General features: G+C 65.9%; 21 protein-coding genes and 2 tRNA genes. 9 read left to right on the top strand and 14 right to left on the bottom strand.

The annotated features are described in order from the left end of the window. Window positions 1–54 precede the first annotated feature (54 nt). Entirely contained in the window at window positions 55–1,128 is a 1,074-nt protein-coding gene (locus tag GL279_RS00705) for a hypothetical protein (RefSeq protein WP_155062682.1), read from the bottom strand. Between the two features lie 182 nt (window positions 1,129–1,310). Here GL279_RS00705 and GL279_RS00710 point away from each other — a divergent pair, with 182 nt between their 5' ends. Beyond that, entirely contained in the window at window positions 1,311–2,285 is a 975-nt protein-coding gene (locus tag GL279_RS00710) for a hypothetical protein (protein ID WP_155062683.1), read from the top strand. A 142-nt stretch (window positions 2,286–2,427) separates the two neighbouring features. On the opposite strand, the gene GL279_RS00715 is transcribed toward GL279_RS00710, so the two are convergent. The 6 genes from GL279_RS00715 to GL279_RS00740 form a co-directional block, all read right to left on the bottom strand. Next, window positions 2,428–2,919 carry a BrnA antitoxin family protein gene (locus GL279_RS00715; protein WP_155062684.1) on the bottom strand — a complete coding sequence of 164 codons (492 nt, stop codon included), beginning with the start codon at window positions 2,917–2,919 and terminating at the stop codon, window positions 2,428–2,430. Window positions 2,920–3,063: 144 nt separating this feature from the next. Continuing rightward, window positions 3,064–3,837, bottom strand: coding sequence for a pyrroline-5-carboxylate reductase family protein (locus tag GL279_RS00720; RefSeq protein ID WP_155062685.1), 774 nt, complete (start codon window positions 3,835–3,837; stop codon window positions 3,064–3,066). Further along, window positions 3,837–4,871 carry a quaternary amine ABC transporter ATP-binding protein gene (locus tag GL279_RS00725; protein ID WP_155062686.1) on the bottom strand — a complete coding sequence of 345 codons (1,035 nt, stop codon included), beginning with the start codon at window positions 4,869–4,871 and terminating at the stop codon, window positions 3,837–3,839. The genes GL279_RS00720 and GL279_RS00725 overlap by 1 nt, the downstream gene beginning before the upstream one ends. After that, window positions 4,864–5,751: an ABC transporter permease gene (locus tag GL279_RS00730; RefSeq protein ID WP_155062687.1), complete on the bottom strand. Its 888-nt coding sequence runs from the start codon at window positions 5,749–5,751 to the stop codon at window positions 4,864–4,866. Before GL279_RS00730 ends, GL279_RS00725 begins: the two co-directional genes overlap by 8 nt. Before the next feature lie 81 nt (window positions 5,752–5,832). After that, a complete protein-coding gene (locus GL279_RS00735; protein WP_155062688.1) occupies window positions 5,833–6,828 on the bottom strand; it encodes an ABC transporter substrate-binding protein in 996 nt (331 codons plus the stop codon). Window positions 6,829–6,948: 120 nt separating this feature from the next. Continuing rightward, the gene (locus GL279_RS00740) at window positions 6,949–7,572 is read right to left on the bottom strand and encodes a TetR/AcrR family transcriptional regulator (RefSeq protein WP_155062689.1); all 624 of its coding nucleotides are present in this window, start codon (window positions 7,570–7,572) and stop codon (window positions 6,949–6,951) included. A gap of 143 nt (window positions 7,573–7,715) precedes the next feature. Here GL279_RS00740 and hpbA point away from each other — a divergent pair, with 143 nt between their 5' ends. Together hpbA and GL279_RS00750 are read left to right on the top strand one after the other, a co-directional pair. Then, window positions 7,716–9,752: an N-methyl-L-proline N-demethylase HpbA gene (gene hpbA / locus GL279_RS00745; protein WP_155062690.1), complete on the top strand. Its 2,037-nt coding sequence runs from the start codon at window positions 7,716–7,718 to the stop codon at window positions 9,750–9,752. Between the two features lie 2 nt (window positions 9,753–9,754). Continuing rightward, window positions 9,755–10,360, top strand: coding sequence for a dimethylsulfonioproprionate lyase family protein (locus GL279_RS00750; protein WP_211371231.1), 606 nt, complete (start codon window positions 9,755–9,757; stop codon window positions 10,358–10,360). 106 nt (window positions 10,361–10,466) lie between these two features. On the opposite strand, the gene GL279_RS00755 is transcribed toward GL279_RS00750, so the two are convergent. Next, window positions 10,467–10,541, bottom strand: a tRNA-Gly gene (locus GL279_RS00755). A gap of 43 nt (window positions 10,542–10,584) precedes the next feature. Then, window positions 10,585–10,659, bottom strand: a tRNA-Gly gene (locus GL279_RS00760). Window positions 10,660–10,847: 188 nt separating this feature from the next. On the opposite strand from GL279_RS00760, the gene GL279_RS00765 reads away from it, so the two are divergent. Together GL279_RS00765 and GL279_RS00770 are read left to right on the top strand one after the other, a co-directional pair. Further along, on the top strand, window positions 10,848–11,462 hold the full coding sequence (locus GL279_RS00765) for a DUF5671 domain-containing protein (protein WP_155062691.1): 615 nt from the start codon (window positions 10,848–10,850) through the stop codon (window positions 11,460–11,462). Beyond that, window positions 11,455–11,853 (top strand): hypothetical protein, encoded by a 399-nt coding sequence (locus GL279_RS00770; protein WP_155062692.1) that lies wholly within the window; start codon window positions 11,455–11,457, stop codon window positions 11,851–11,853. Before GL279_RS00765 ends, GL279_RS00770 begins: the two co-directional genes overlap by 8 nt. On the opposite strand, the gene GL279_RS00775 is transcribed toward GL279_RS00770, so the two are convergent. Next, window positions 11,850–13,232, bottom strand: coding sequence for a condensation domain-containing protein (locus GL279_RS00775; protein ID WP_246175060.1), 1,383 nt, complete (start codon window positions 13,230–13,232; stop codon window positions 11,850–11,852). The genes GL279_RS00770 and GL279_RS00775 overlap by 4 nt on opposite strands. 170 nt (window positions 13,233–13,402) lie before the next feature. On the opposite strand from GL279_RS00775, the gene GL279_RS00780 reads away from it, so the two are divergent. Both GL279_RS00780 and GL279_RS00785 read left to right on the top strand, forming a co-directional pair. Beyond that, window positions 13,403–15,022, top strand: a complete 1,620-nt coding sequence (locus GL279_RS00780) for a (2,3-dihydroxybenzoyl)adenylate synthase (protein WP_155062693.1) — start codon at window positions 13,403–13,405, stop codon at window positions 15,020–15,022. A 10-nt stretch (window positions 15,023–15,032) separates the two neighbouring features. Continuing rightward, window positions 15,033–15,269 carry a phosphopantetheine-binding protein gene (locus GL279_RS00785; protein WP_155062694.1) on the top strand — a complete coding sequence of 79 codons (237 nt, stop codon included), beginning with the start codon at window positions 15,033–15,035 and terminating at the stop codon, window positions 15,267–15,269. 33 nt (window positions 15,270–15,302) lie between these two features. On the opposite strand, the gene GL279_RS00790 is transcribed toward GL279_RS00785, so the two are convergent. The 3 genes from GL279_RS00790 to GL279_RS00800 are packed head-to-tail and all read right to left on the bottom strand — an operon-like array spanning window position 15,303 to window position 17,910. After that, window positions 15,303–16,073 carry an SDR family oxidoreductase gene (locus tag GL279_RS00790; protein ID WP_155062695.1) on the bottom strand — a complete coding sequence of 257 codons (771 nt, stop codon included), beginning with the start codon at window positions 16,071–16,073 and terminating at the stop codon, window positions 15,303–15,305. Then, window positions 16,064–16,714: an isochorismatase family protein gene (locus GL279_RS00795; RefSeq protein WP_246175062.1), complete on the bottom strand. Its 651-nt coding sequence runs from the start codon at window positions 16,712–16,714 to the stop codon at window positions 16,064–16,066. The genes GL279_RS00790 and GL279_RS00795 overlap by 10 nt, the downstream gene beginning before the upstream one ends. Next, window positions 16,711–17,910 carry an isochorismate synthase gene (locus GL279_RS00800; RefSeq protein ID WP_246175064.1) on the bottom strand — a complete coding sequence of 400 codons (1,200 nt, stop codon included), beginning with the start codon at window positions 17,908–17,910 and terminating at the stop codon, window positions 16,711–16,713. The genes GL279_RS00795 and GL279_RS00800 overlap by 4 nt, the downstream gene beginning before the upstream one ends. Before the next feature lie 313 nt (window positions 17,911–18,223). Between GL279_RS00800 and GL279_RS00805 the strand changes: the two genes are divergently transcribed. Then, a complete protein-coding gene (locus GL279_RS00805) occupies window positions 18,224–19,195 on the top strand; it encodes a diacylglycerol/lipid kinase family protein (protein WP_155062697.1) in 972 nt (323 codons plus the stop codon). Continuing rightward, window positions 19,192–19,980 (top strand): metallophosphoesterase family protein, encoded by a 789-nt coding sequence (locus tag GL279_RS00810; protein WP_155062698.1) that lies wholly within the window; start codon window positions 19,192–19,194, stop codon window positions 19,978–19,980. Before GL279_RS00805 ends, GL279_RS00810 begins: the two co-directional genes overlap by 4 nt. A gap of 94 nt (window positions 19,981–20,074) precedes the next feature. On the opposite strand, the gene GL279_RS00815 is transcribed toward GL279_RS00810, so the two are convergent. Beyond that, window positions 20,075–20,866, bottom strand: coding sequence for a VOC family protein (locus GL279_RS00815; RefSeq protein WP_155062699.1), 792 nt, complete (start codon window positions 20,864–20,866; stop codon window positions 20,075–20,077).

Here is a 20,866-nt window from a genome sequence, read left to right on the forward strand (position 1 = left end):
GTCGCTCGTAAGAGCGGCCAAATAAGGCTTGCGATTGGTCAACGTATGAGCTGGCTAAAGCGGATGTTCCGTGAACTTGGCTAGTGCAAGACCAAGAGCGCCCTTTGGTGTGTCGTGATCTAGGCCGCGCTGGAAGCAGGCTTTCCAGTCTTCTTTTGCGCGTTCGTATCTATTTCCGGTTAAGCCGCCGATGAAACCCGCCATCACCAACAGCTGTTCTATTTGAGCATCGCTGAAGTCTATGGATTTTCCAACGAGATATTTTATGTCTGCATCGTTTCCGCTGTTGGCGCAGGATATAAGGATATCATAGAGAAATGGGTTTTCTGGCATTCTGTGTGTAGTCTTAAGGGCATCCGCATAGATCTGATACACTTCAAATTTGCTAAGCCATTCTTGTCTCTCGGTGGAGTCGGATAGGTTTCCAATGATTCCTGCTGGAACGGCTGCGAGATCCCTGCCAAGCACGTCCACCATCATGATGGATGTATCGACATTTGATGTCATTGCCTCTCTGAGCTTCTCTTCGAATTCAAGTACGAGGTCCAGCCTGTCAGCGGAAGTGTAGGAGTTTACGACCTTCGTCAAGGCGTTGGAGAAAAACTCGTGATTGCGGAAGCGATTTTTTTCCGCAAATCTGAGAAGGAGTCTATTTATTTCTTTGGCGTCGCTGTTGGAAAAGGATTCTGCGTCATCTAGCATCAATGTTCTAATCTGGATGGTCATCACATCCATTGATTCTTGGCCTGTGTCATCAACCTTTTTCAGTCCGGCTTGGATATGTGATTCGATGAGGGTGTTTACTTCTTCACGAAGTTGGTTTTCAACTTCCGCCAGACGTTTCGGAACCTCCTCCGTCGCGGCCGACCTGGCGGTCATTTCGGTCGACTCGTCAATTAGCTTCCATAGGGTGCTCACGCCTGAAGAAAGGCCTAGGAAGAGGAGGCCGGTTACGGAGCTGGCAATGATTGCAAATCTATTTCTAGATCTGGTGTTTTGCTTGTCGACTTTCTCGTATACGTTATCTGCGATATGGTTAACTAGCAGATTGAAATACTGATCGCTGTCCTGGGATCTCGCCGATATTTTTTCCCTTAGCTCTTTTGGTATCTCCGCATCTTCTGTCATTTTTCACCTATAAAAATGATACATAGATATAAGGTCATGGTGCTGGAAAGTTAAAATTTATCAACGATTCGCTGTAGGCGCAGTGATGGGTCGCCGCTTGGTTCTCGTGCAATCAACCATTTCTTCTTAACCTTTGAAGAATTTTATATATTTTAGTTTTTACTACGCCCTGATAGTGGCTAATGTTTTCGAAGGAATTTCTTGGGGTATTTGTGATGCAGCTTTCATCCTCTGCGGTTGCACTGACGCTTCTGCGCGGAACGTCGACGGACGATGCCGCCGTTGCCGCCAAGACTGCGACGGCCAAGACATCGGCCGATACGAGATCCGCAACCAGTGCAGTGACAGATGATGTCAGCGATTCGTCGGGCGTTACCTATGCCCTTAGCGCAGACGAGAAAGAGCAGCTCCGGGCCAACGACGATCTGTTCAAGATGGTGCAAGCGTTGGCTGCGCCCTTTAACGAAGCACGGCAGAAACTTTTGGCCGGATCAGTTAGCCCCTTCGATACCGAAGTCGTCAGGGCCTCGATGGCTGAAACCACCTTCCGAGTCATGCAGCAAGATTCCCGCATGGAGTTCGAGGGCGCCTTTGCCGCCAAATTTGTCGACACCGGCATGGGCGCGACGCAGCCGCAACGGGATGCGGATTTCACCTCGCGCAGCGATGCCATGGCCTACGCCTATCACTTCGCCACCGCGCTCGCCCAGGACGCGCAGCAGGCGGTCACCGACATGGCATGGATCAACGCCAACAGTGACACCACCCGCGACGCCTCGGGCCGCATCTACGGCACCAATGCCGATGGCACCTTCAAGGGCGTCTCCGACGAAGCCTTCACGCACGGCACCTTCGATGCCCTCTGGACCTTCCAGAGCATGGAGCGCAACGCCGCCTCGCTCGCCAATCTGTTCAGCCTCGATGCGGCCAGCGTCACCACCTCCGCCTATGACGGCAGCTTTGGCGGCTTCAGCCTGTCGCACGGCACCCTCGGCAAGATCATGGACGTGACGGCTGATGGCGCCGTCACCCTCTACGATGCCGAGGGCAAGGGCTACAGCGCCGCCGAATACAGCGCCGCCAATATCGACGGCGGCATCCCCCAGCTTCGCAACGACCTGATCCGGCAGGCCGACCGCCAAAGCGCCGCAGCCTGATTACCCCGCCTGATCCCGCCGCGCTGCCCCGCCGCCTTGTCCCGCAACCGGGGCAGGGCGGCTTTCTGGCCCGGCGGCACACAGAGGGCGCAGCCTCGCCCCCCGACAGGCTGGCGCTCAGCCGCCCCGACCCGCCAAGCCCTCACTTTCCCCGCCGCCCCTCCAACTCCACCCGCAACACCGCGCTCGGCACCCGTTCCTCCCCCATCGGCACCCCGACCTCATCGAACCGGGTCGCCTCATCCCCGAACGCGTCATCCTCCATCCGCTGCACATCCCCCCAGCGCGGGCGCGGCCCGTCATGGCCTTCCTCGACCCGGCGCTTCATGTAATCCATCGTCTCCGCGCCCCGGATCATCCCCGACAGCCGCGCATGCATCCACACCGACAGCACCCGGTTCAGCCGAGGCTGCCAGTCCACCCCGGTCGAGCGAAAGAATTTCACGATCTCCTCGTCCAGCCGGATCGTCACCCGGACCTTTTTCGACTGGCCCTTTTCCCGCGCGATCTCGTGCCACTCGGCCGGGATCCGCATCTCCTCCATCAGCCGCTGATGCAGGTCCCATTCCAGCATCCGCATCGCATCGGCCATGTAGTGGTAATTCACCCGCCGCTGCTCATCCGCCCTGCTCATGCCGAAACCCCCGCATCCATGCCGGGGATCAGCCTCGTCAAAGCTGGTTAACAGGGGGTAAATCGGGCGCGCGTTGTCGGTGTACGCGCGGTGTACGCCCGGTGCACAGGCGCTGCACGCCCGGTGCGGCCCCGGTGCAGCCCGTCACAGGCGCCGCGCCGCCTCGGCCGCCGCCTTCAGCGCCGCCGCGATCGATGCAGAAAATCCCGCCGCCTCGGCCGCCTCAAGCCCCGCCGCCGTGGTCCCGCGATAGTCGCGATAGGCCGCCAGCAGCGTCTCGGCCGCCCGGATGTCAGGCATCAGCATCCGCGCCCCGCCACAGACCGCAGCCTCGCTCGCGCGCCAAGCCACATCCTCGCTAACCCCTTGGGAACGCATGAAGTCCACCATCGCCAGCGCCATCAGCGCCGGATAGGCCGCACCCGAACCGGGCAGGGCGGTCATCAGGTCGATCTGGCGCTCATCGGGCAGCTCATCCGTGGTGCCAATGGCCGAAAGAACCTGCCGCACCAAGGACTTGTCGCCCCCGGTGACGCCCGGCCCGGCCCAGAACGGCGAATATGAGGCACCGATCTCCGCCGCCGCATTCGGCATGGCGCGCACAACCCGCCCGCCGCTTTCCGCAAGGCGCGAGAAATCCACCCCCGCCATGAAGGAAATCAACAGCTTACCCTCGGCCCGCAGCCTCAGCCCCGGCCAGTCCCCCGGCCGGACCGAGATCACGATCACCTCGCACTGCGCCACCAGCCCGGCCACATCGCCGGCCCAGTTGACGCCTGAATATCCATGATAATCCGCGCGCGGCCCGCTGCGGTTCAGCAGCGTCAGATCGCCGGGCGCGACGATGCCGCGCGCCAGCAGATGCTTGCCCAGCGCCGAGCCCAACCAGCCAGTAGCGCCGATGAGCCCGACCCGCATCAGGCTGCGGCTTTGTCGCTGGGCCCGGTATAGGCGTCGATCGCGGTCTGGAAGGGCAGGTGCCCCACCTCGCGCCCGGCCTCTTCGACCCGCAGCCCCTGCACCTGATGTGTGGCCATCAGATGCAGCGCATCAGCCAGCGTGGCATCGGCGGCGATGGCCACCGTGGCCGCGCCATTCGGCGGCAGCATGACCGCGCCCACCTTCAGCACCCGGCCGCGGTCGACGTGCTGAACGAAATTCGCCACATAGTCATCCGCCGGCCGCAAGACGATATCCTGGGCCGAGCCCTGCTGGATCACCGAGCCGTCGCGCAATAGCGCGATGCGGTCGCCGATGCGCAGCGCCTCGTCCAGATCGTGGGTGATGAAGACGATGGTCTTGCGGACCTCTTTTTGCAGGTCCAGCAGCACCGTCTGCATGTCATAGCGGATCAGCGGGTCCAGCGCCGAATAGGCCTCGTCCATCAGCAGGATCGGCGCATCGTTGGCCAGCGCCCGGGCCAGACCCACGCGCTGCTGCATCCCGCCGGAAAGCTGGCTGGGATAGTTCTTTTCAAAGCCCTTCAGGCCCACGCGCTCGATCCAGCGCATGGCGGTGCGGTAACGCTCGGCCTCGGCGACGCCCTGCACCTCAAGGCCATAGGCTGCGTTGTCCAGCACGGTGCGATGCGGCAGCAGCGCGAATTTCTGGAACACCATCGCCGTCTTGTGGCGACGGAATTCGCGCAGTGCCTGCGGCGACATCTCGACCACGTTCTGGCCTTCGATGACGATCTCGCCGGCGGTCGGCTCGATCAGCCGGTTGATGTGGCGGATCAGCGTCGACTTGCCCGAGCCGGACAGGCCCATGATGACCTGAATGCTGCCCGGCGGGATCGAGATGTTGATGTCGCGCAGGCCAAGGACGTGGTGGTGCTTAGACTGCAACTCGCCCTTGGTCATGCCGCGGCGGACCGCATCGACATATTGCGCGGGGTTCGGGCCAAAGATCTTGTAGAGATCGCGGATTTCGATGCCGATCGGATCAGCCATGGCTCGCCTCGCGGTGTTTTTGCAGCCGTTTGCCCCAGGACTGGCTGATGCGGTCGAACAGGATGGCGATGCCGACGATGGCAAAGCCGTTGAACAGGCCCAGCGTGAAATACTGGTTCGAGATGGCCTTCAGCACCGGTTGGCCCAGACCCTGCACGCCGATCATCGACGCGATAACAACCATGGCCAGCGCCATCATGATGGTCTGGTTGATGCCGGCCATGATGGTCGGCAGCGCCAGCGGCAGCTCGGCCTTGATCAGCTTTTGCCAGCGCGAACTGCCAAAGGCGTCGGCGGCTTCCAGCACCTCGTTATCGACCTGACGGATGCCAAGGTTGGTCAGACGGATCATCGGCGGCAGGGCATAGATCACCACGGCGATCAGCCCCGGCACCCGGCCGATGCCCAGCAGCATGACCACCGGGATCAGATAGACAAAGCTCGGCATGGTCTGCATCACGTCCAGCACCGGGTTCAGTGCCGATTGCATGCGCTGCGAACGCGACATCAGGATGCCCAGCGGCAGGCCGATCAGGATCGACAGCAGGGTCGAGGCAAGGATCATCGACACGGTCTTCATCGTATCGGTCCACATCCCGAACATGCCGATCAGCACCAGCGTGACGACGCTGCCGATGACGATGCGGATATTGCGGCTTGCGCCCCAGGCCAGCGCGGCCACGACCAGCAGGATGATGGGCCAGGGCGTGCTGGTCAGCAGCTTTTCGGACCAGCTCAGCAGGTGCTGCAACGGGCTGAAAAAGCCCTCGATCAGGTCGCCGTAGCTGCGGGTGAAATTGCGGAAACCCTCGTCGATGACCTTCTTGAGGTCGCGCAGGGTGCCGTCATTGATCTGGGGAAAGGAGGTCAGCCAACTCATCGGGATGCCTTTGCCTGGAGATTGGGAAAAGAGTCAGGGCGAGGCCCGAAGGCGGGCGCGATGCCCGCGCCCCCGCCGGGATCAGAGCGATGCCTTGATCTTTTCGGCGGCCTCGGGAGAGACCCATTTCGTCCACATGTCTTCATGCGTGCGCAGGAATTCCTTGGCGCCCTCTTCACCGGTCGCCTGATTGTCGGTCATCCAGGCCATCATCTTGTTGACGGTCTCGTTGCCCCAGCTGCGCTTGTTCAGATAGTCGATGACAGCCGGATCGGCCTTGTCGGCAAAGCCCTTGGCGACAAGGGTAAAGACGTTGTCGACGGGCCAGGAGTTCGGCTTGGGATCGGCGCAATCGGCGACCGAGGTGCAGCGTTTCCATTCCGCGCTGTCGAAGGGCACTTCGAAATCGACCGGGACCATGTCGTATTTGCCCAGCATCGAGGTCGGCGCCCAGTAGAAGCCCAGCCAAGGCTGCTTTTGCTCATAGGCTTTCGCCATCGAGCCATCGAGGCCGGCGGCCGAGCCGGTATCGACCAGCGTAAAGCCCTTGCCTTCGATGTCGAAGGCCTTGGCCATCTGCGTCGTCACCGTGGTGCCGCCCCAGCCCTGCGGGCCGTTGTAGACCGCGCCCTTGCTGCTGTCCTCGGGGGCCGGGAACAGTTCGGGATGGGCAAGGATTTCGCTGATCTTGTTCAGGCCGGGATGTTCCTCGACCATGTATTTCGGGATGAACCAGCCCTGCTGGCCGCCATCCGACAGCGAGCGCGCCAGTTCGACGATCTTGCCGTCCTTGAGCCCGCCGGCGACGATTTCGGGCAAGAGATCGACCCAGGCCTCGGGCACCACCTCGGGTTTGCCCTTTTCGACCAGCGAGGTGATCGAGGGCACGGTATCGCCGACGATGATCTCGGCCTTGCAGCCATAGCCTTCGTTCAGGATGATCTGGTCCAGATTGGCCATCAGTTCGGCGCTTTGCCAGTTCATGCTGGCGATGGTCAGATCACCGCAATCCGCCCATGCGGCGCCCGCTGCCAGCAGCGGAACGGCGATTGCGGTGCCGAGAAACAGTTTCTTCATCCTTGGTCTCCCCTGGTGCGACGAATGTTGCTGCGGCCCGGTGCGTCGCAAGAAGCCGGGCGCGGGACTGGAGGTGGCCCTCCGGGGTCGTCGGATTCCGCTCTTGAGATGGCGGATTGGTCAAGACCCGGTCAGCCGAGCGGTGAACCGCGCCAATTCGCGCGGCTCTGCCTGCAGGCCGGTGTAGATTTCGACATAGTTCGGGATGCGTTCCAGACGCGTGGACATATTCTCTTGCGCGCGCATGGAAATATACCCGATTTGCGTCAGATAGATGGTACGGGCGCGCACGTCTGCCCGGTCTGGCGCGATTCCCCAGCGCGTCAACATGTCGCGAAGTGCCGCCAGCCGGTCGGCATCGGCGGCCTCGACGCTGCGGGCGACCTTGTCATCCTGCAAGGCCCAGCTGCGCAGCGCGAATTCCAGACGCGAGTCGAAGGCATCCGACAGGAAACAGGCCAGCACGTTCAGCATCGCCTCGGTCAGGGTCTCGGCATATTCGCGGGTGGCGGCCAGCAGCGGCACGGTCGTGCGCTGGCCCCAGCCCTGGCACAGCGCATCCAGCAATGCCTCGCGGTCCTGAAAGAACCAGTAAAAGCTGGTCCGCGACAGGTTCAGCCGCTTGGCCAGAGGCTGGATCTTGACCGCATCGACGCCGCTTTCGATCAGCGCCTGATAGCCGGCCTCCAGCCAGCCCTCGCGCGATCCGCGCCATCCTGTTTCGCTCAGAGTTTCGGTTCTCATGATGCGAGGCTAGCGGCGCGATGCCCGATTCACAAGCGAACTGTGCGGGGATGATCCGATAATGTTCATGTATGAATTTGAAATTGACACAGGTGAACAATTCCCGGATCCTGCCCGCGACCCGTCAACCGATCAGGCAGATCATGTCAAACGACCCTCTCTTGCAGCCCTTCCAGCTGAAGCATCTGACGCTTCGCAACCGCATCATGATCACCAGCCATGAGCCGGCCTACCCCGAGGACGGCATGCCCAAGGACCGCTACCGTGCCTATCACGTCGAGCGCGCCAAGGCGGGGGTGGCGCTGACCATGACCGCAGGCTCGGCCTCGGTCGCAAGGGACAGCCCGCCGGTATTCAACAACATTCTCGCCTGGAAGGACGAGGTGGTCGGCTGGATGAAACGGCTGGTCGATGAATGTCACGATCATGGCGCGGCGGTGATGATCCAGCTGACGCATCTGGGCCGGCGCACCCGCTGGGACAAGGCCGACTGGCTGCCCGTCGTCGCCCCCAGCCATGAACGCGAGGCCGCGCATCGCGCCTTTCCCAAGCGGATCGAGGATTGGGACATTGCCCGCATCATCGGCGATTTCGCCGATGCCGCCGAACGCATGAAAGCCGCCGGCGTCGACGGGATCGAGCTTGAGGCCTATGGCCATCTGCTGGAACAGTTCTGGTCGCCGCTGACCAATGATCTGGAAGCACCCTACGGCGGCAGCCTCGACAACCGGCTGCGCTTCACGCTGGATGTGCTGCGCGCCATCCGCGCCCGCTGCGGCGACGATTTCATCGTCGGCCTGCGCTATACCGGCGATCAGGTCCAGCCCGGCGGCATGACCGCGGATGAGGGCATGGCGGTCTCGCACAGGCTGAAAGACAGCGGGCTGGTCGATTTCCTGAACGTGGTGCGCGGCCATATCGACACCGATCCGGGCCTGACCGACCTGATCCCGGTGCAGGGCATGCGCAACGCGCCGCATCTGGAATTTGCCGGCGCCATCCGCAAGGCCACGAATTTCCCGACCTTCCATGCCGCGAAAATCCCCGACGTGCCGACCGCGCGCCATGCCATCGCCTCTGGGCTGCTGGACATGGTCGGCATGACGCGCGCGCACATGGCCGACCCGCATCTGGTGCGCAAGGTGATCGAGGGACGCGAGGATGACATCCGCCCCTGCGTCGGCGCGAATTACTGTCTGGACCGCATCTATCAGGGCGGCATGGCCTTTTGCCTGCACAACCCCGCCACCGGGCGCGAAGAAACCATGCCGCAGACCATCCCGGCGGCGGTTACGAAGAAGCGCGTCACCATCGTCGGCGCCGGTCCCGCCGGGATCGAGGCCGCCCGCGTCGCCGCCGAGCGCGGCCACGCCGTCACCGTGTTCGAGGCTGCCGACCAGCCCGGCGGCCAGATCCGCCTGACCGCGCAGGATCCCCGCCGGCGCGAGATGATCTCGATCATCGCCTGGCGCCAGGCCATGTGCGAGAAAAAGGCCGTGGATTTCCGCTTCAACACCTATGCCGAAGCGGCCGACGTGCTGGCCACCAACCCCGATGAGGTCATCATCGCCACCGGCGGTCTGCCCCATACCGAGGTGCTGGCGGCGGGCAATGATCTGGTCTGCTCGGCCTGGGACATTCTCTCGGGCGACGTGAAGCCCGGCCAGAACGTGCTGATCTTTGACGATGCCGGCGATCACGCGGCCTTGCAGGCGGCGGATCTGATCTCGGCCACCGGCGCGCGGGTGGAAATCGTGACGCCCGACCGCAGCGTCTCGCCCGAGGTGATGGCGATGAACCTCGTGCCCTATATGCGCAACCTGCAAAAGCGCGACACGACCTTTACCGTGACATGGCGGCTGCAGTCGGTGGCGCGTGACGGCAACCAGCTGCGCGCGACCCTGGGCAGCGATTACGGCGGCGTCACCCGCGACCGGCTGGTCGATCAGGTGGTGGTCAACCACGGCACCCGACCTTTGGATGATCTCTATTTCGAGCTGAAACCGCTATCTTCGAACCTGGGCGAGGTTGATTACAAGGCGCTGACCACGGGCGGCCTGCAGGAACTTCGCAAGAATCCCGAGGGCAGTTTCCGCCTGTTCCGCATCGGCGATGCCGTTGCGGCGCGCAACACCCATGCAGCGATCTATGACGCGCTGCGCATCGTGAAGGATCTGTAGCCATGCGGGCCATATGGGATGACGGGCAGCGGCCGGCGCCGTTGCAGGATCTGCTTGATGTGGCCCTGCCGGCCATGGCGGCGCGGGCCCCTTGCCCCGAATCGGCCGACTCGCTGGTGCGGATCGCCACGGCGGCGCGGCTGACCGGGCGGCCGGGGGCGGCCCCGCAGCGGCTGCCGGTCTGCACATGGTTCGACCGGGCGCTGGACCAGCCCACCACCGCGCCCGATCTGGCGGCGCTGTTTGCGGCCCTGCGGGCGCTGTCGCCACTGATGGTCTGGCGCCAGCGTCCGGGCGATGCCACCGCCAGCGCCAATTTCCCGCAGGCCCATGCCAATGCCATGCTGCTGGGGCCGGGCGGGATCGAGGACCGGCAGGATCTTTGGCTGGGGCTCAGCATCCTTGCGCCGCAGACCAGCTATCCCGATCACAACCACAAGCCCGAGGAAACCTATCTGGTGCTGTCCCTGGGCGAGTTCAAACAAGGCACGTCGGACTGGTTCGAGCCGGGGCTGGGCGGCAGCTTCTACAATCCGCCCGACATCTGGCACGCGATGCGTTCGGGGGCAGGGCCGTTGTTTGCGCTTTGGGCGCTTTGGGCGGGCTAACTCCGGGATGGCGCGCCGGAAACGGCGCGCACCAAACCAAACGGGGCCGGCGGTGGATGATCCACCCGGCGGCCCGTCGAAGCTTTGCTGATTGTCACCGATTTTCTGGAGCGGGCGATGAGATTCGAACTCACGACCCTAACCTTGGCAAGGTTATGCTCTACCCCTGAGCTACGCCCGCACTCCACACCATCGGCTTTCGCCTTTGGTCAGCGGTGATTTTCTGGAGCGGGCGATGAGATTCGAACTCACGACCCTAACCTTGGCAAGGTTATGCTCTACCCCTGAGCTACGCCCGCACTCCATACCGTCGGCTCACCGCTTTCGGTGAGCGGTGACTTATGGGACTGCGCCGGGGCGTGCAAGAGGAAAAATCCGCGCGACGGAAAAAATCGCTGCCGCAGCGCAAAGCCGCGCCGCAAAGCCGCCGGCGGGCTTGACCCGGTCGCGCGCAGGACCGAACCTGCACCGGCAAGGGCAAGGCGGCATGAAACCTTCCGACCAGATTTCCGAATTCGTGCGCGGCGCACTGGCGCAGGGCAGCACCCCCGAGGCGATCCGCGCCGCCCTGACCCGCGCGGGCTGGTCTGCGCCCGAGATCGCCGAGGCGCTGGCCGGCTGGAGCGCCGAGCCCGGCCTGCCGCCGGTGCCGCATCCGCGCCCCTATGCCTCGGCGCAAGAGGCGCTGCTTTACGGGCTGCTGTTCCTGTCTCTGGGCGTGATCGCCTGGCATCTGTGCCAGCTGGGCATGGCGCTGATCGACATGCTGATCCCCGATCTGACGGATCGCTATCGCGGCGGCAGTTCCGAGCGCTGGTCCATCGCCTCGCTGATCGTGTTCACCCCGCTTTTCCTGCTGCTGAACCGCCGCATCGGCCGGCTAGCGCGGCGCGACGCCGGGCGCAGGCGGTCGCTGGTGCGTAAGTGGTTCGCCTCGCTGACGCTGATGGTGGCGACGGTGGTGTTCATGGCCGACGCGATCTATCTGGTCTACACCTTCCTGAACGGCGATCTGACGCTGCGCTTCATGCTGAAGGCCGGGCTGGTCGCCGGGGTGGCGGCGCTGGTGCTGGTCTATTACCGGGCCGAGATGGATGGTTAGGAACCTTGCCTCGGGGCTGATCGCGGGTCTGGCCGTGGTGGCTGTCGTGCTGGGCCTGATGCTGACGGGCGGACCGGGCTATGCCCGCAAGCAGGCCCGCGACGTGCAGCGCGAACAGGATCTGATGCAGATCGCCAACTGGGTCACCTGCCTTGCGAACGAAACCGGCAAGCTGCCGCAGGCTCTCGCCGCCACCCCGGAGTGCAACTGGCGCCTGCGCGACGGCGACGCGCAAGGGGGCACCGCTTATCGCTATGAGGTGACGGGGCCGAACGCGTTCCAGCTGTGCGCCAGCTTCGAGCTGCCGCCCGTGCGGCCCGGGGATCGCTGGGGTCGCGACGCGCAGGGCTGCATCCGCCGCGAATGGTGGCCCGAAGGCGGCCGGCGCTAGGCCGGCAGCAGCGCGGCCCCCAGCGCACCGACCGGGCGGCTGGCGGCATCGGGGGCCAGCGCCTCGGCCAGAAAGGCCGGCAGGCTCGCGGCATGGCGGGCGAAATCCGCGGCCGGGGTCAGGCTGGGGTCAGCCTCGATGCACAGATCCAGCCCCTGCGCCTGACTGTCGGCGCGGATGGTGATGTTGAAGCCGTCCCCCGGGCCGTTTGACAGCACATGGCGCTGCATCCGAAGCCCGTCGAAGGCTGCGGCGTCAAAAGGCAGCACATTGATCAGCGGCGAGAAGAAGAACCGCTCGCGGCTGGTCAGCCCGTGGTCGGCGCCGATCTGCTCGATCCGATAGCGGCCGTGCCGGCGCAGCTTGCGCAACCGCCCCGCCAGCCGGGTCAGCACCGGACCCAAAGCCTCGCTGGCCGACAGGCTGGCATCGAAGGGCAGGATATTGACCACCAGCGCAGGCACGCGGATCGCGACGCTGCCCATGCGGCTCATGTAGGGCAGCCAGATCGGCATCGAGATCCGGCCCTGACTGTCATGGACCCGCACCGCCGAGCGGTCGCGCAGGTTCAGCACCGCCCAGGCCGAGCAGAGCAGCGTCAGCATGTCGGGCCAGCCGATGCCCGTCTCGGCCGCGCGGGCCAGCAGGGCCGGGCGCAGCGCGTCCAGCGGGCAGGCGTGGCGCAGGGCGCTGATCGGATAGTCCTCCGAACCCTTTGCCAGCACGCCGGGGGCGAGTGGTGCAGACAGCACCTCGGCCCAGTGCAGCGCGTCGGCGGCGTGGCGCGGGCCGGCGCGATAGGCGGCTTCCTCTTGCAGATAGGCGTTGAAGCGGCCCAGCGGCGGGCTTGGTGGTTGCTCCACGCGCGCCTCGGCATAGGCTTCAGCACAGCGGCGCTCGATCAGCCCCATGGCATAACCGTCCAGCACAATGTGATGACCGCGATGATGCCAGATCACATGTTCCGGCCCCAGCCTGACCAGCCATTGCGCGGCCAGCGGCTGATGCAGCAGGTCCAGCGGCGCCGCGACATCGGCCTGCATCAGCGCCATGGCCCGGTCGCGCGCGTGGGCGTGCTGCGACAGGTCGAGAAGTCGCAGTTCCGGGCGCCGCGACGGGTCGGCCAGCTGATGCGGCACACCGTCGGGGCCAAGCGCAAAGCGCAGGCTCAGCACATCTGTTTCCGCGATGGTCTGGCGGATCGCTTGGGCCAGCGCGACCTCGTCCAGCGGGCCGCGCAATTCCAGCGCATGGGCGACAGTCGAAACCGCCTCGCCCGGGTGGGCGGTGAACTCTTCCCAGAAATCCAGCTGGGCCAGGGTCAGCGGCTGTCCATAGCCGAAATCATGATGATGCGTCATCGAATCCGCTTCGGCCATTGGCCGGTTCTTGAATGTCTTTTGCAGGAGGGCTGGCGGGTCGCGGCGAAGACCGCGACCGGCTTGCTTCGAGAGAGAAAGCTGGATAAAAATACTCGACTATTCGCCCCCGTCAAGCGGGGCAATGCGGCGCTGGCGTCAAATCGCCTTGCGCCGGAAGGGAAGAAACGATGATCGAATTCACCGCCTGGCCGCCCGAGCAGGCACGGCTTTACCGCGACCGCGGCTATTGGCTGGACCAGCCGCTGACCCATATCCTTGACGCGCAACTGGCCGCCCAGCCCGAAGCCGAGGCCATCGTTTGCGGCACCCGCCGCTTCAGCTATGCCGATCTGGACCGGCTGTCGCGCAACCTCGCTGGCCGGCTGGCGGCGCGGGGTCTGGGCGCCGGCGATACCGCGCTGGTGCAATTGCCCAATATCGCGGAATTCTACATCACCTTCTTTGCGCTGCTGCGCATCGGGATCGCGCCGGTGAATGCGCTCTACAGCCATCGCCGGCTTGAGATGACGGATTATGCCCGCCAGATCCGGCCCTCGCTGCTGATCGCCGCGCGCGGGCATGAGCTGTTTCGCGACGATGCCTTCATCGAGGAACTCGCCCCGGCCGGTCTGCGGCAGGTGCTGCTGGTGGATGAGAATGACCCGGACCGCAGCCTTGCGGCATGGCTTGAGCCGGGCGAGGCCCTGCCCAAGACCGCCGGCCCGACACCCGCCGATCAGGTGGCGTTTTTCCAGCTGTCCGGCGGCTCGACCGGCACGCCCAAGCTGATCCCGCGCACGCATAACGATTACGACTACAGCGTCCGTGCCAGCGCCGAGATCTGCGGCTGCTCGGCCTCGACACGGCTGCTTTGCGCCATTCCTGCGGGGCATAACTATGCGCTCAGCTCGCCCGGGGCGCTGGGCGTGTTCCATGCCGGCGGCACGGTCGTGCTGGCCGGCAGTCCCGATCCGCTGACCTGCCTGCCCATCGTCGCGGCCGAGCGGGTGACGATGGTGCCCCTGGTGCCGCCTGCCGTCGCGCTGTGGCTGCGTGCGGTCGAAGAAGACCCGTCCCGCCGTGCCCAGCTTGACAGCCTTGAGCTGATGCTGGTCGGCGGCGCCAGCTTTGCCGAGGCCACCGCGCGCCGCGTGCCCGAAGTGCTGGGCTGCAAGCTGATGCAGGTCTTTGGCATGGCCGAGGGGCTGGTGAACTATACCCGTCTGGACGATCCGGCCGAGCTGGTCTTTGCCACTCAGGGCCGCCCGATCAGCCCCGATGACGAAATCCGCGTGCTGGACGAGGACGGCGCGCCGGCGCCCGATGGCACGCCCGGCGCGCTGGCAACGCGGGGGCCCTATACGTTTCGTGGCTATTACCGGGCGCCGGAACAGAACGCCAAGGCCTTCGACGCCGATGGCTTTTATCATTCGGGCGATGTGGTGGTGCGCGAAAACGGCTATCTGCGCGTGGTCGGCCGCATCAAGGACCAGATCAACCGGGGCGGTGAAAAGATCGCCGCCGAAGAGATCGAGAACCTGCTGCTGCGCCACCCCGACATCACCCATGCCGCGCTGGTCGCCGCCCCCGACGCACATCTGGGCGAGAAAAGCTGCGCCTTCCTTGTGCTGCGCGAGGGGCAGGGCAAGCTGGCCCCGCCGGCGCTGCGCCGCTACCTGCTGGATCTGGGCGTGGCCGAATACAAGCTGCCCGACCGCTTTCGCCAGCTCGACGCCCTGCCGCTGACCCCGGTGGGCAAGATCGACAAGCGCCGGCTGCGTGACAGCCTGACGCAACAGAATGCCTGAAAGGACCACCATGACCACGACCACCGACCTCAGCCGCGACTGGCTGGCCACCCGCGTCCAGCAGATGATCGAGGACGATTGCGACATCGACCCGGCCGAGAACCTCGTGCTTTACGGGCTCGACTCCATCGCGGTGATGACGTTTTCCAGCGAGCTGAAACAGCAGGGCGTCGAGATCAGCTTTGAGGAACTGGCGCGCGAGCCGACGCTGGATGCGTGGTGGGCGCTGATTTCGGCCCGTGCCTGAACGGCGGCGGCCGGGACGCCCGGCCGCCTGCGACTACGCGCGTAGCGTGGCGCCGCCATCCACGTAAAGATCGGCCATGGTGACATGGCCGGCCTGATCCGACAGCAGGAACATGACGGCGCTGGCGATATCCTCGGGCGTGGCCAGCTTGCGCAGCGGAATGCCGGTGCGATAGGCCGAGAGGCTCCCCTCGATCACCGCGCGTTCGCCCGCGCCGCCATCCTCGGTCCACATGCCGGTCTGCATCGGCGTCAGCGTCGAGCCCGGTGCCACGATATTGCAGCGCACGCCCTGCGCCGCCAGTTCCAGACCCAGACAGCGGATCAGCATGGTCGCGGCGGCCTTGGATGCGGCATAGGCGCCCATGTTCAGCCGCGGGATGCCGGCGGCATTCGAGCTGACGGCGACGATGGCGCCCTTGCCCTGCCGCGCCATGGCCCGGCCAAAGGCGCGGGTGACGTTGAAACTGCCGGTGGTGTTGATGCCGATCACCCGGTCCCATTCCGCCGCCGGCAGATCCAGAAGCGGGCCGATGGCCAGCACGCCAGCGGCATGAACCCCCAGCGCCAGCGGGCCGTGCCGGGCCTCGACCTCGGCCACCAGCGCCTCGGCGGCGGCACCATCGCGCACGTCCAGCACGCGGTTCGGCACATCCGGCACCGAGTCTGCCTCCAGCGCGGCCATGGTGTCGGTGGCGATGACGGTGGCGCCGGCCTCGTGCAGATGCCGCACGATCTCGCGCCCGATGCCGCCGGCCGCGCCGGTGACGATGGCGGTGCGCCCCTCGAAACCCGTCAGGCGCATTGCGCGACCTCGCCCGACAAAGCGGCGACGGCGTCGCGGGTCAGCAGGGGCACGCCGCAGGTGGCGGCGATCCACGCCATGGCCATGTCGTGTTTCTCGGCCGAAAAATCGGCCTGCGCATCGGCCACGGCAAAGGCCTCGATGTCGCGCTGGAACGCCTCGGCTGCGGTGGCAAGGCAACCGATATGGGCGTAAATGCCGCAGATCATCAGCTGGTCGCGCCCGCGCGCGCGCATCAGATGTTCCAGATTGCTGCGCTGAAAGGCACTGTAACGGTGCTTGTGCAGCACGAAATCACCCTCGGTCGGGGCGAGTTCGGGCAGGATTTCCTCGTGCTCGCGGATGGCGCTCATCCCCGGCCCCCACAGATCGGCCTGAAGCCCGCGATCCGGGCGGAACTGGTCGCCCTTTTGCGCGGTGTAGAACACCGGAACGCCCGCCGCGCGGGCGGCAGAGATCAGCCGCGCGATATTGGCGACGGCGGGCGCCAAGGGGGCGCCTTCGGGAAAGGGACGGCAGAAATAGCGCTGCATGTCATGGACCAGCAACGCCAGCCGGTCGTGCCGGGGCCGCCAGGGGCCGCGCGCGGTCGGGGCCACTTGCGGCAGGTCATAGCTGGGGATCCCCGGCAGGGCCATCATCTCACCTCGTCTCGGGTGACGCCGGCCAGCCCCGCATCGGCGGGCAGGCCAAGCGCCGTCAGGAAGGCGCCGAACTTGGCGCCGGTTTCGGCCGCCTCGGCCATCGGGTCCGAGCCGGGCACGATGCCCGCCCCGGCATAAAGCCGGGCCTCGGCGCCGCAGATCTCGGCGCAGCGGATGGCGACATGCCATGCGCCGTCGCCGCGCGCATCGCACCAGCCGACCGCCCCGGCATAGAAGTCGCGGGCAAAGGGTTCAAGCTCGGCGATCAGCGCATTGGCGCGCGCCATCGGCACGCCGCAGACGGCCGGGGTGGGGTGCAGATGCGCCGCCAGCACCGCCGACGAGGTCTCGGGGTCCTTCAGCTCGCCCTCGATCCGCGTGCCCAGATGCCACATGCTGCGGGTGCTGGTCAGACGGGTGCCTTCGGGCGCGCCCAGTTGCCGGCACCAGGGCGACAGCACGTCGAGGATGCTTTCGACCACCAGCGCATGTTCGCGGTGATCCTTGTCCGAGGCCATCAGCGCCGCCGCCGATTGCTGGTCGGCCAGCGCATCGGCCCGCCGCCGCGCCGATCCGGCCAGCGGATGCGAGGTGATGCGCGCGCCGGTCTTGGCCAGCAGCAGTTCAGGCGTGGCGCCGCACAGCCAGCGCTGCTGCGTGCCGCGCGCCGGCAGCGCGACGCGAAATGCGGTGACGGCCGGGTCGTCGCCCAGCCGCGCCAGCAGATCCTCGACCCGGATCGGCGCCTCGGCCCGCACCAGCAGGCTGCGCGCCAGCACGATCTTTTCCAGGGCTCCCGGCTGGCCGGCTTCGTCGCGCATGATCTGCAGGGCGCGGGCGACGGCCCTGGCATAGGTGGCGGGCTCGGGCTGGGCGCTGACGCTCAGGCCCTGCGGGGCGTGCGCGGGCTGGGGGGCAAGCGTGGCGGCGCCGACCGGGGTGGGCGTGGCCGGACAGTGCCACAGGCAATCGGGCTGGCTGCGGTCAAAGGCAAGCGCCCCGCCGACCAGCCCCTGCGGCCCGGTGCCGGCAAAGGCGCGCTCCAGCCGGACGGCCAGCGTGGCGGCCGTGCCCGCCGGCAGCGCCGACGCCGGACGCACACCGCGCCCCACGACGCGGCCCTGCTGTCCCGAAAAGGCGAAAAGCACGTTGTTTCCGGTCTGGGGGGCAAGCCTGTCGGGGGCGTCTGACATGCGGATATTCATCGGTTGTCTCTAATGGAACGATGCCGGGCCGCCCAGGATGACAGCGGCGGCACACAGGAAATGATAGCGGTATGCGGCAGCATGCGACCGTGGCCAAAGGGGCGCGGCGGATCGCGGCTGCGGGGTGGCTGGCCCCTGCACCACACAGGTCGAAAGCCGCTTTGGCTGCCCAGAGGCAATCTGTCAGAGCCCTCCCAGGAAGGCAAGTGAAAAACTCGGGATTAGGCCGGCGCCCGATTGCGGAACCTGCGCCCGGTCCGGGGGTTGGCCATGGCACGGGGCCAGAACGGATGGGCAGGCAATGAACGACAGCGACAGGGGCGGCGCCGGGGACCGCGCCTATGATCTTGCCTCGGCGCGCTGCTGCGTGATCGTCAACACCGGCTCGGGCCGCAAGGCGGGGGCGGCGATTGCCGAGCGGCTGGCCGACCGGTTGCAGGGGCGGGTGGCCGAACTGGCGGTGCGGCGCATCGACTCGGGCGGCGATCTGGCGCAGGCGGCGCGGGCGGCGGTGCAACAAGGCTACGGTCTGATCGTGGCGGCGGGCGGTGATGGCACGCAGGCGGCGGTGGCCAGTGCCGTGGCCGGCAGCCCGGCCGCGATGGCGGTGATCCCCGGCGGCACCTTCAACTATTTCGCCCGCGACCTCGGCTCGGGCGAGACGGTTGACGAGGCGCTGCGCATCTTCGACGCCCCCCAGCTGCGCCGCGTTCATGTCGGCGAGATGAACGGCATGCTGTTTCTCAACAATGTCAGCTTCGGTGCCTACCCCGAGATCCTGCGGCGCCGCGAAAGCATCTACCGGCGCTGGGGCCGTTCGCGGATCGCGGCCTATTGGTCGGCGGTGGCGGCGATCTGGGCCCTGCGCCATCCCCTGCAACTGACCGTGCGCGTGGCGGGCGAGGAGCGCCGGTTTGTGACCGCGCTCGCCTTCGTGGCGAAAAGCGCCTACCAGCTTGAAGCCTTTGGCCTCGAAGGGGCAGATGCAGTGCGGGCCGGCCAGCTGGCGCTGTTGGTGGCGCGGGCGCGGCGGCCGGGGCCGCTGATACGCTCGGCCTTGCGGTTGGCGATGGGCAAATCGGCGCGCTATCAGGATTTCGACCTGATCGCGGCCACAGAGATGACGCTCGAGACCTTGCCCCGACGCGAATATGTCGCCCATGACGGCGAAAAGACCTGGATGGCCTCGCCCTTTCATGTGCGGGTGCGGGCGCATGATCTGGCGGTGCTGGTGCCGGGCCCGCGCCCGGAGGACGGGGCGCCGGCGGTATGACGCGGCTTTTGCATCTTTCGGACCTGCATTTCGGCTTTGAACGCGTGGCGCTGGTCGAACCCCTGCTCGACAGGATCAACGGCGCTAATCCCGATCTGGTGGTGGTGACGGGCGATCTGACCCATCGCGCGCGCCGGGCGCAATTCGCCCAGGCGGCCGAGTTCCTGCGCCGCATTGAGGCGCCGCTGATCGCCGTGCCCGGCAATCACGACATCCCGCTTTATCGGTTGGCCGACCGGATGATGAAACCCTTTCGCCGCTACCGCCGCCATATCGCCGAAAACCTCGAACCCATCGGCCATGTCGGCGCGCTGCGGGTGCAGGGGCTGAACAGCGTCGATCCGATGTCATGGCAGCGTGGCATGCTCAGTGCCGCGCAGATGCGGCGTGTGACCGAGGCGCTTGCCCCCGATTGCATCAATATCGTCGCCCTGCATCACCCGATGCAGCAGCGCCCGGAGGTGGACAAGCAGCTGATGCGCGGCGCGCGCGAAGGTCTGGCGCTTTTCGAGATGCAGGGCGTGCAGCTGGTGCTCAGCGGCCATCTGCACCGCTGGTCGGCCGGCGCCTTCCTTGGCCCGGATGGCCGCCAGATCCTGCAGGTTCAGGCCGGCACCGCACTTTGTGCCCGCCGTGACGACCGCCAGAACGAATTCGCCGAACTGGAATTCGATCAGGACGCACTGCTGATCCGCCGCCATGTCGCGCCCATGGACGAGACCGGCTTTCGCCCGCCGCAGGAATTGCGCTTCCAGCGCCGCGACCGGCTCTGGCACCCGGCCTGAACCCTTTCGCCATTTCCCAAATACCCCGGGGGAACGCGGGCCTGATCCCATTGAGGGATCGGGCTCGCGTGGGGGCAGAGCCCCCGGCCGGCCCCTAGCGTTTGGCCCGCAGGCTGATCCGTGTGCCCCAGGGGTCCAGCAGCCCTTGCCCGCTGTGTTGCGCGATCAGCGCGGGCTCGGCCTCCAGCACCAGCTCGGCCAGACCGGTGCTGTCGGGCTTGCGCCGCCCGGCCCCGCGCGAGTTCCAGATATTGCCCGCCAGATGGTGGTGATAGCCGCCCGAGCCATAAAAGCTTGCGCCATAGCGGTGTGCGGTGCGCGTCAGCCCCAGCGTGCCCGCATAAAATTCGTCCGCGGGCGCCAGATCGCCGACCTGCAGATGCACATGGCCGATGACCGTGCCTTCGGGTGCGGCCTGCCAGCCGTCGTGGCCTTCGGCCAGCACGCCGGGAATGTCCATCGCCTCGGTGTCCATCGCCACCTCGCCATCCTGCCAGACCCACCCGGCGCGCGGTCGGTCGGCATAGACCTCGATTCCGTTGCCTTCGGGGTCGTGCAGATAGACCGCCTCGCTGACCAGATGGTCCGAGGCGCCGTCCAGCCGCAGCTCGCGCGCCGCGATCATGCGCAGCCAATCCCCCAGCGCCGCCCGGTCGGGCAGCAGAAAGGCAGTGTGAAACAGCCCGGCCTCGCGCGGGCGGTGGCGGGCGGCCTTGTCGCCGCGCAGCTCGACCAGCGGGCGGTCCACGCCCAGCACCCGGCTTTCGCCATCGCCCGACAAAAGCGACAGCCCGATCACGCGCTGATAGAAATCGCCGACCTTGTCGAGGTCGTTCACGGTCAGCACCACCTGACCGACCTGCAGGGGGGCATCACTCGTCGCCAT

The sequence above is a fragment of the Paracoccus limosus genome (genome assembly GCF_009711185.1).
GTDB classification, from domain to species: Bacteria; Pseudomonadota; Alphaproteobacteria; order Rhodobacterales; family Rhodobacteraceae; genus Paracoccus; species Paracoccus limosus.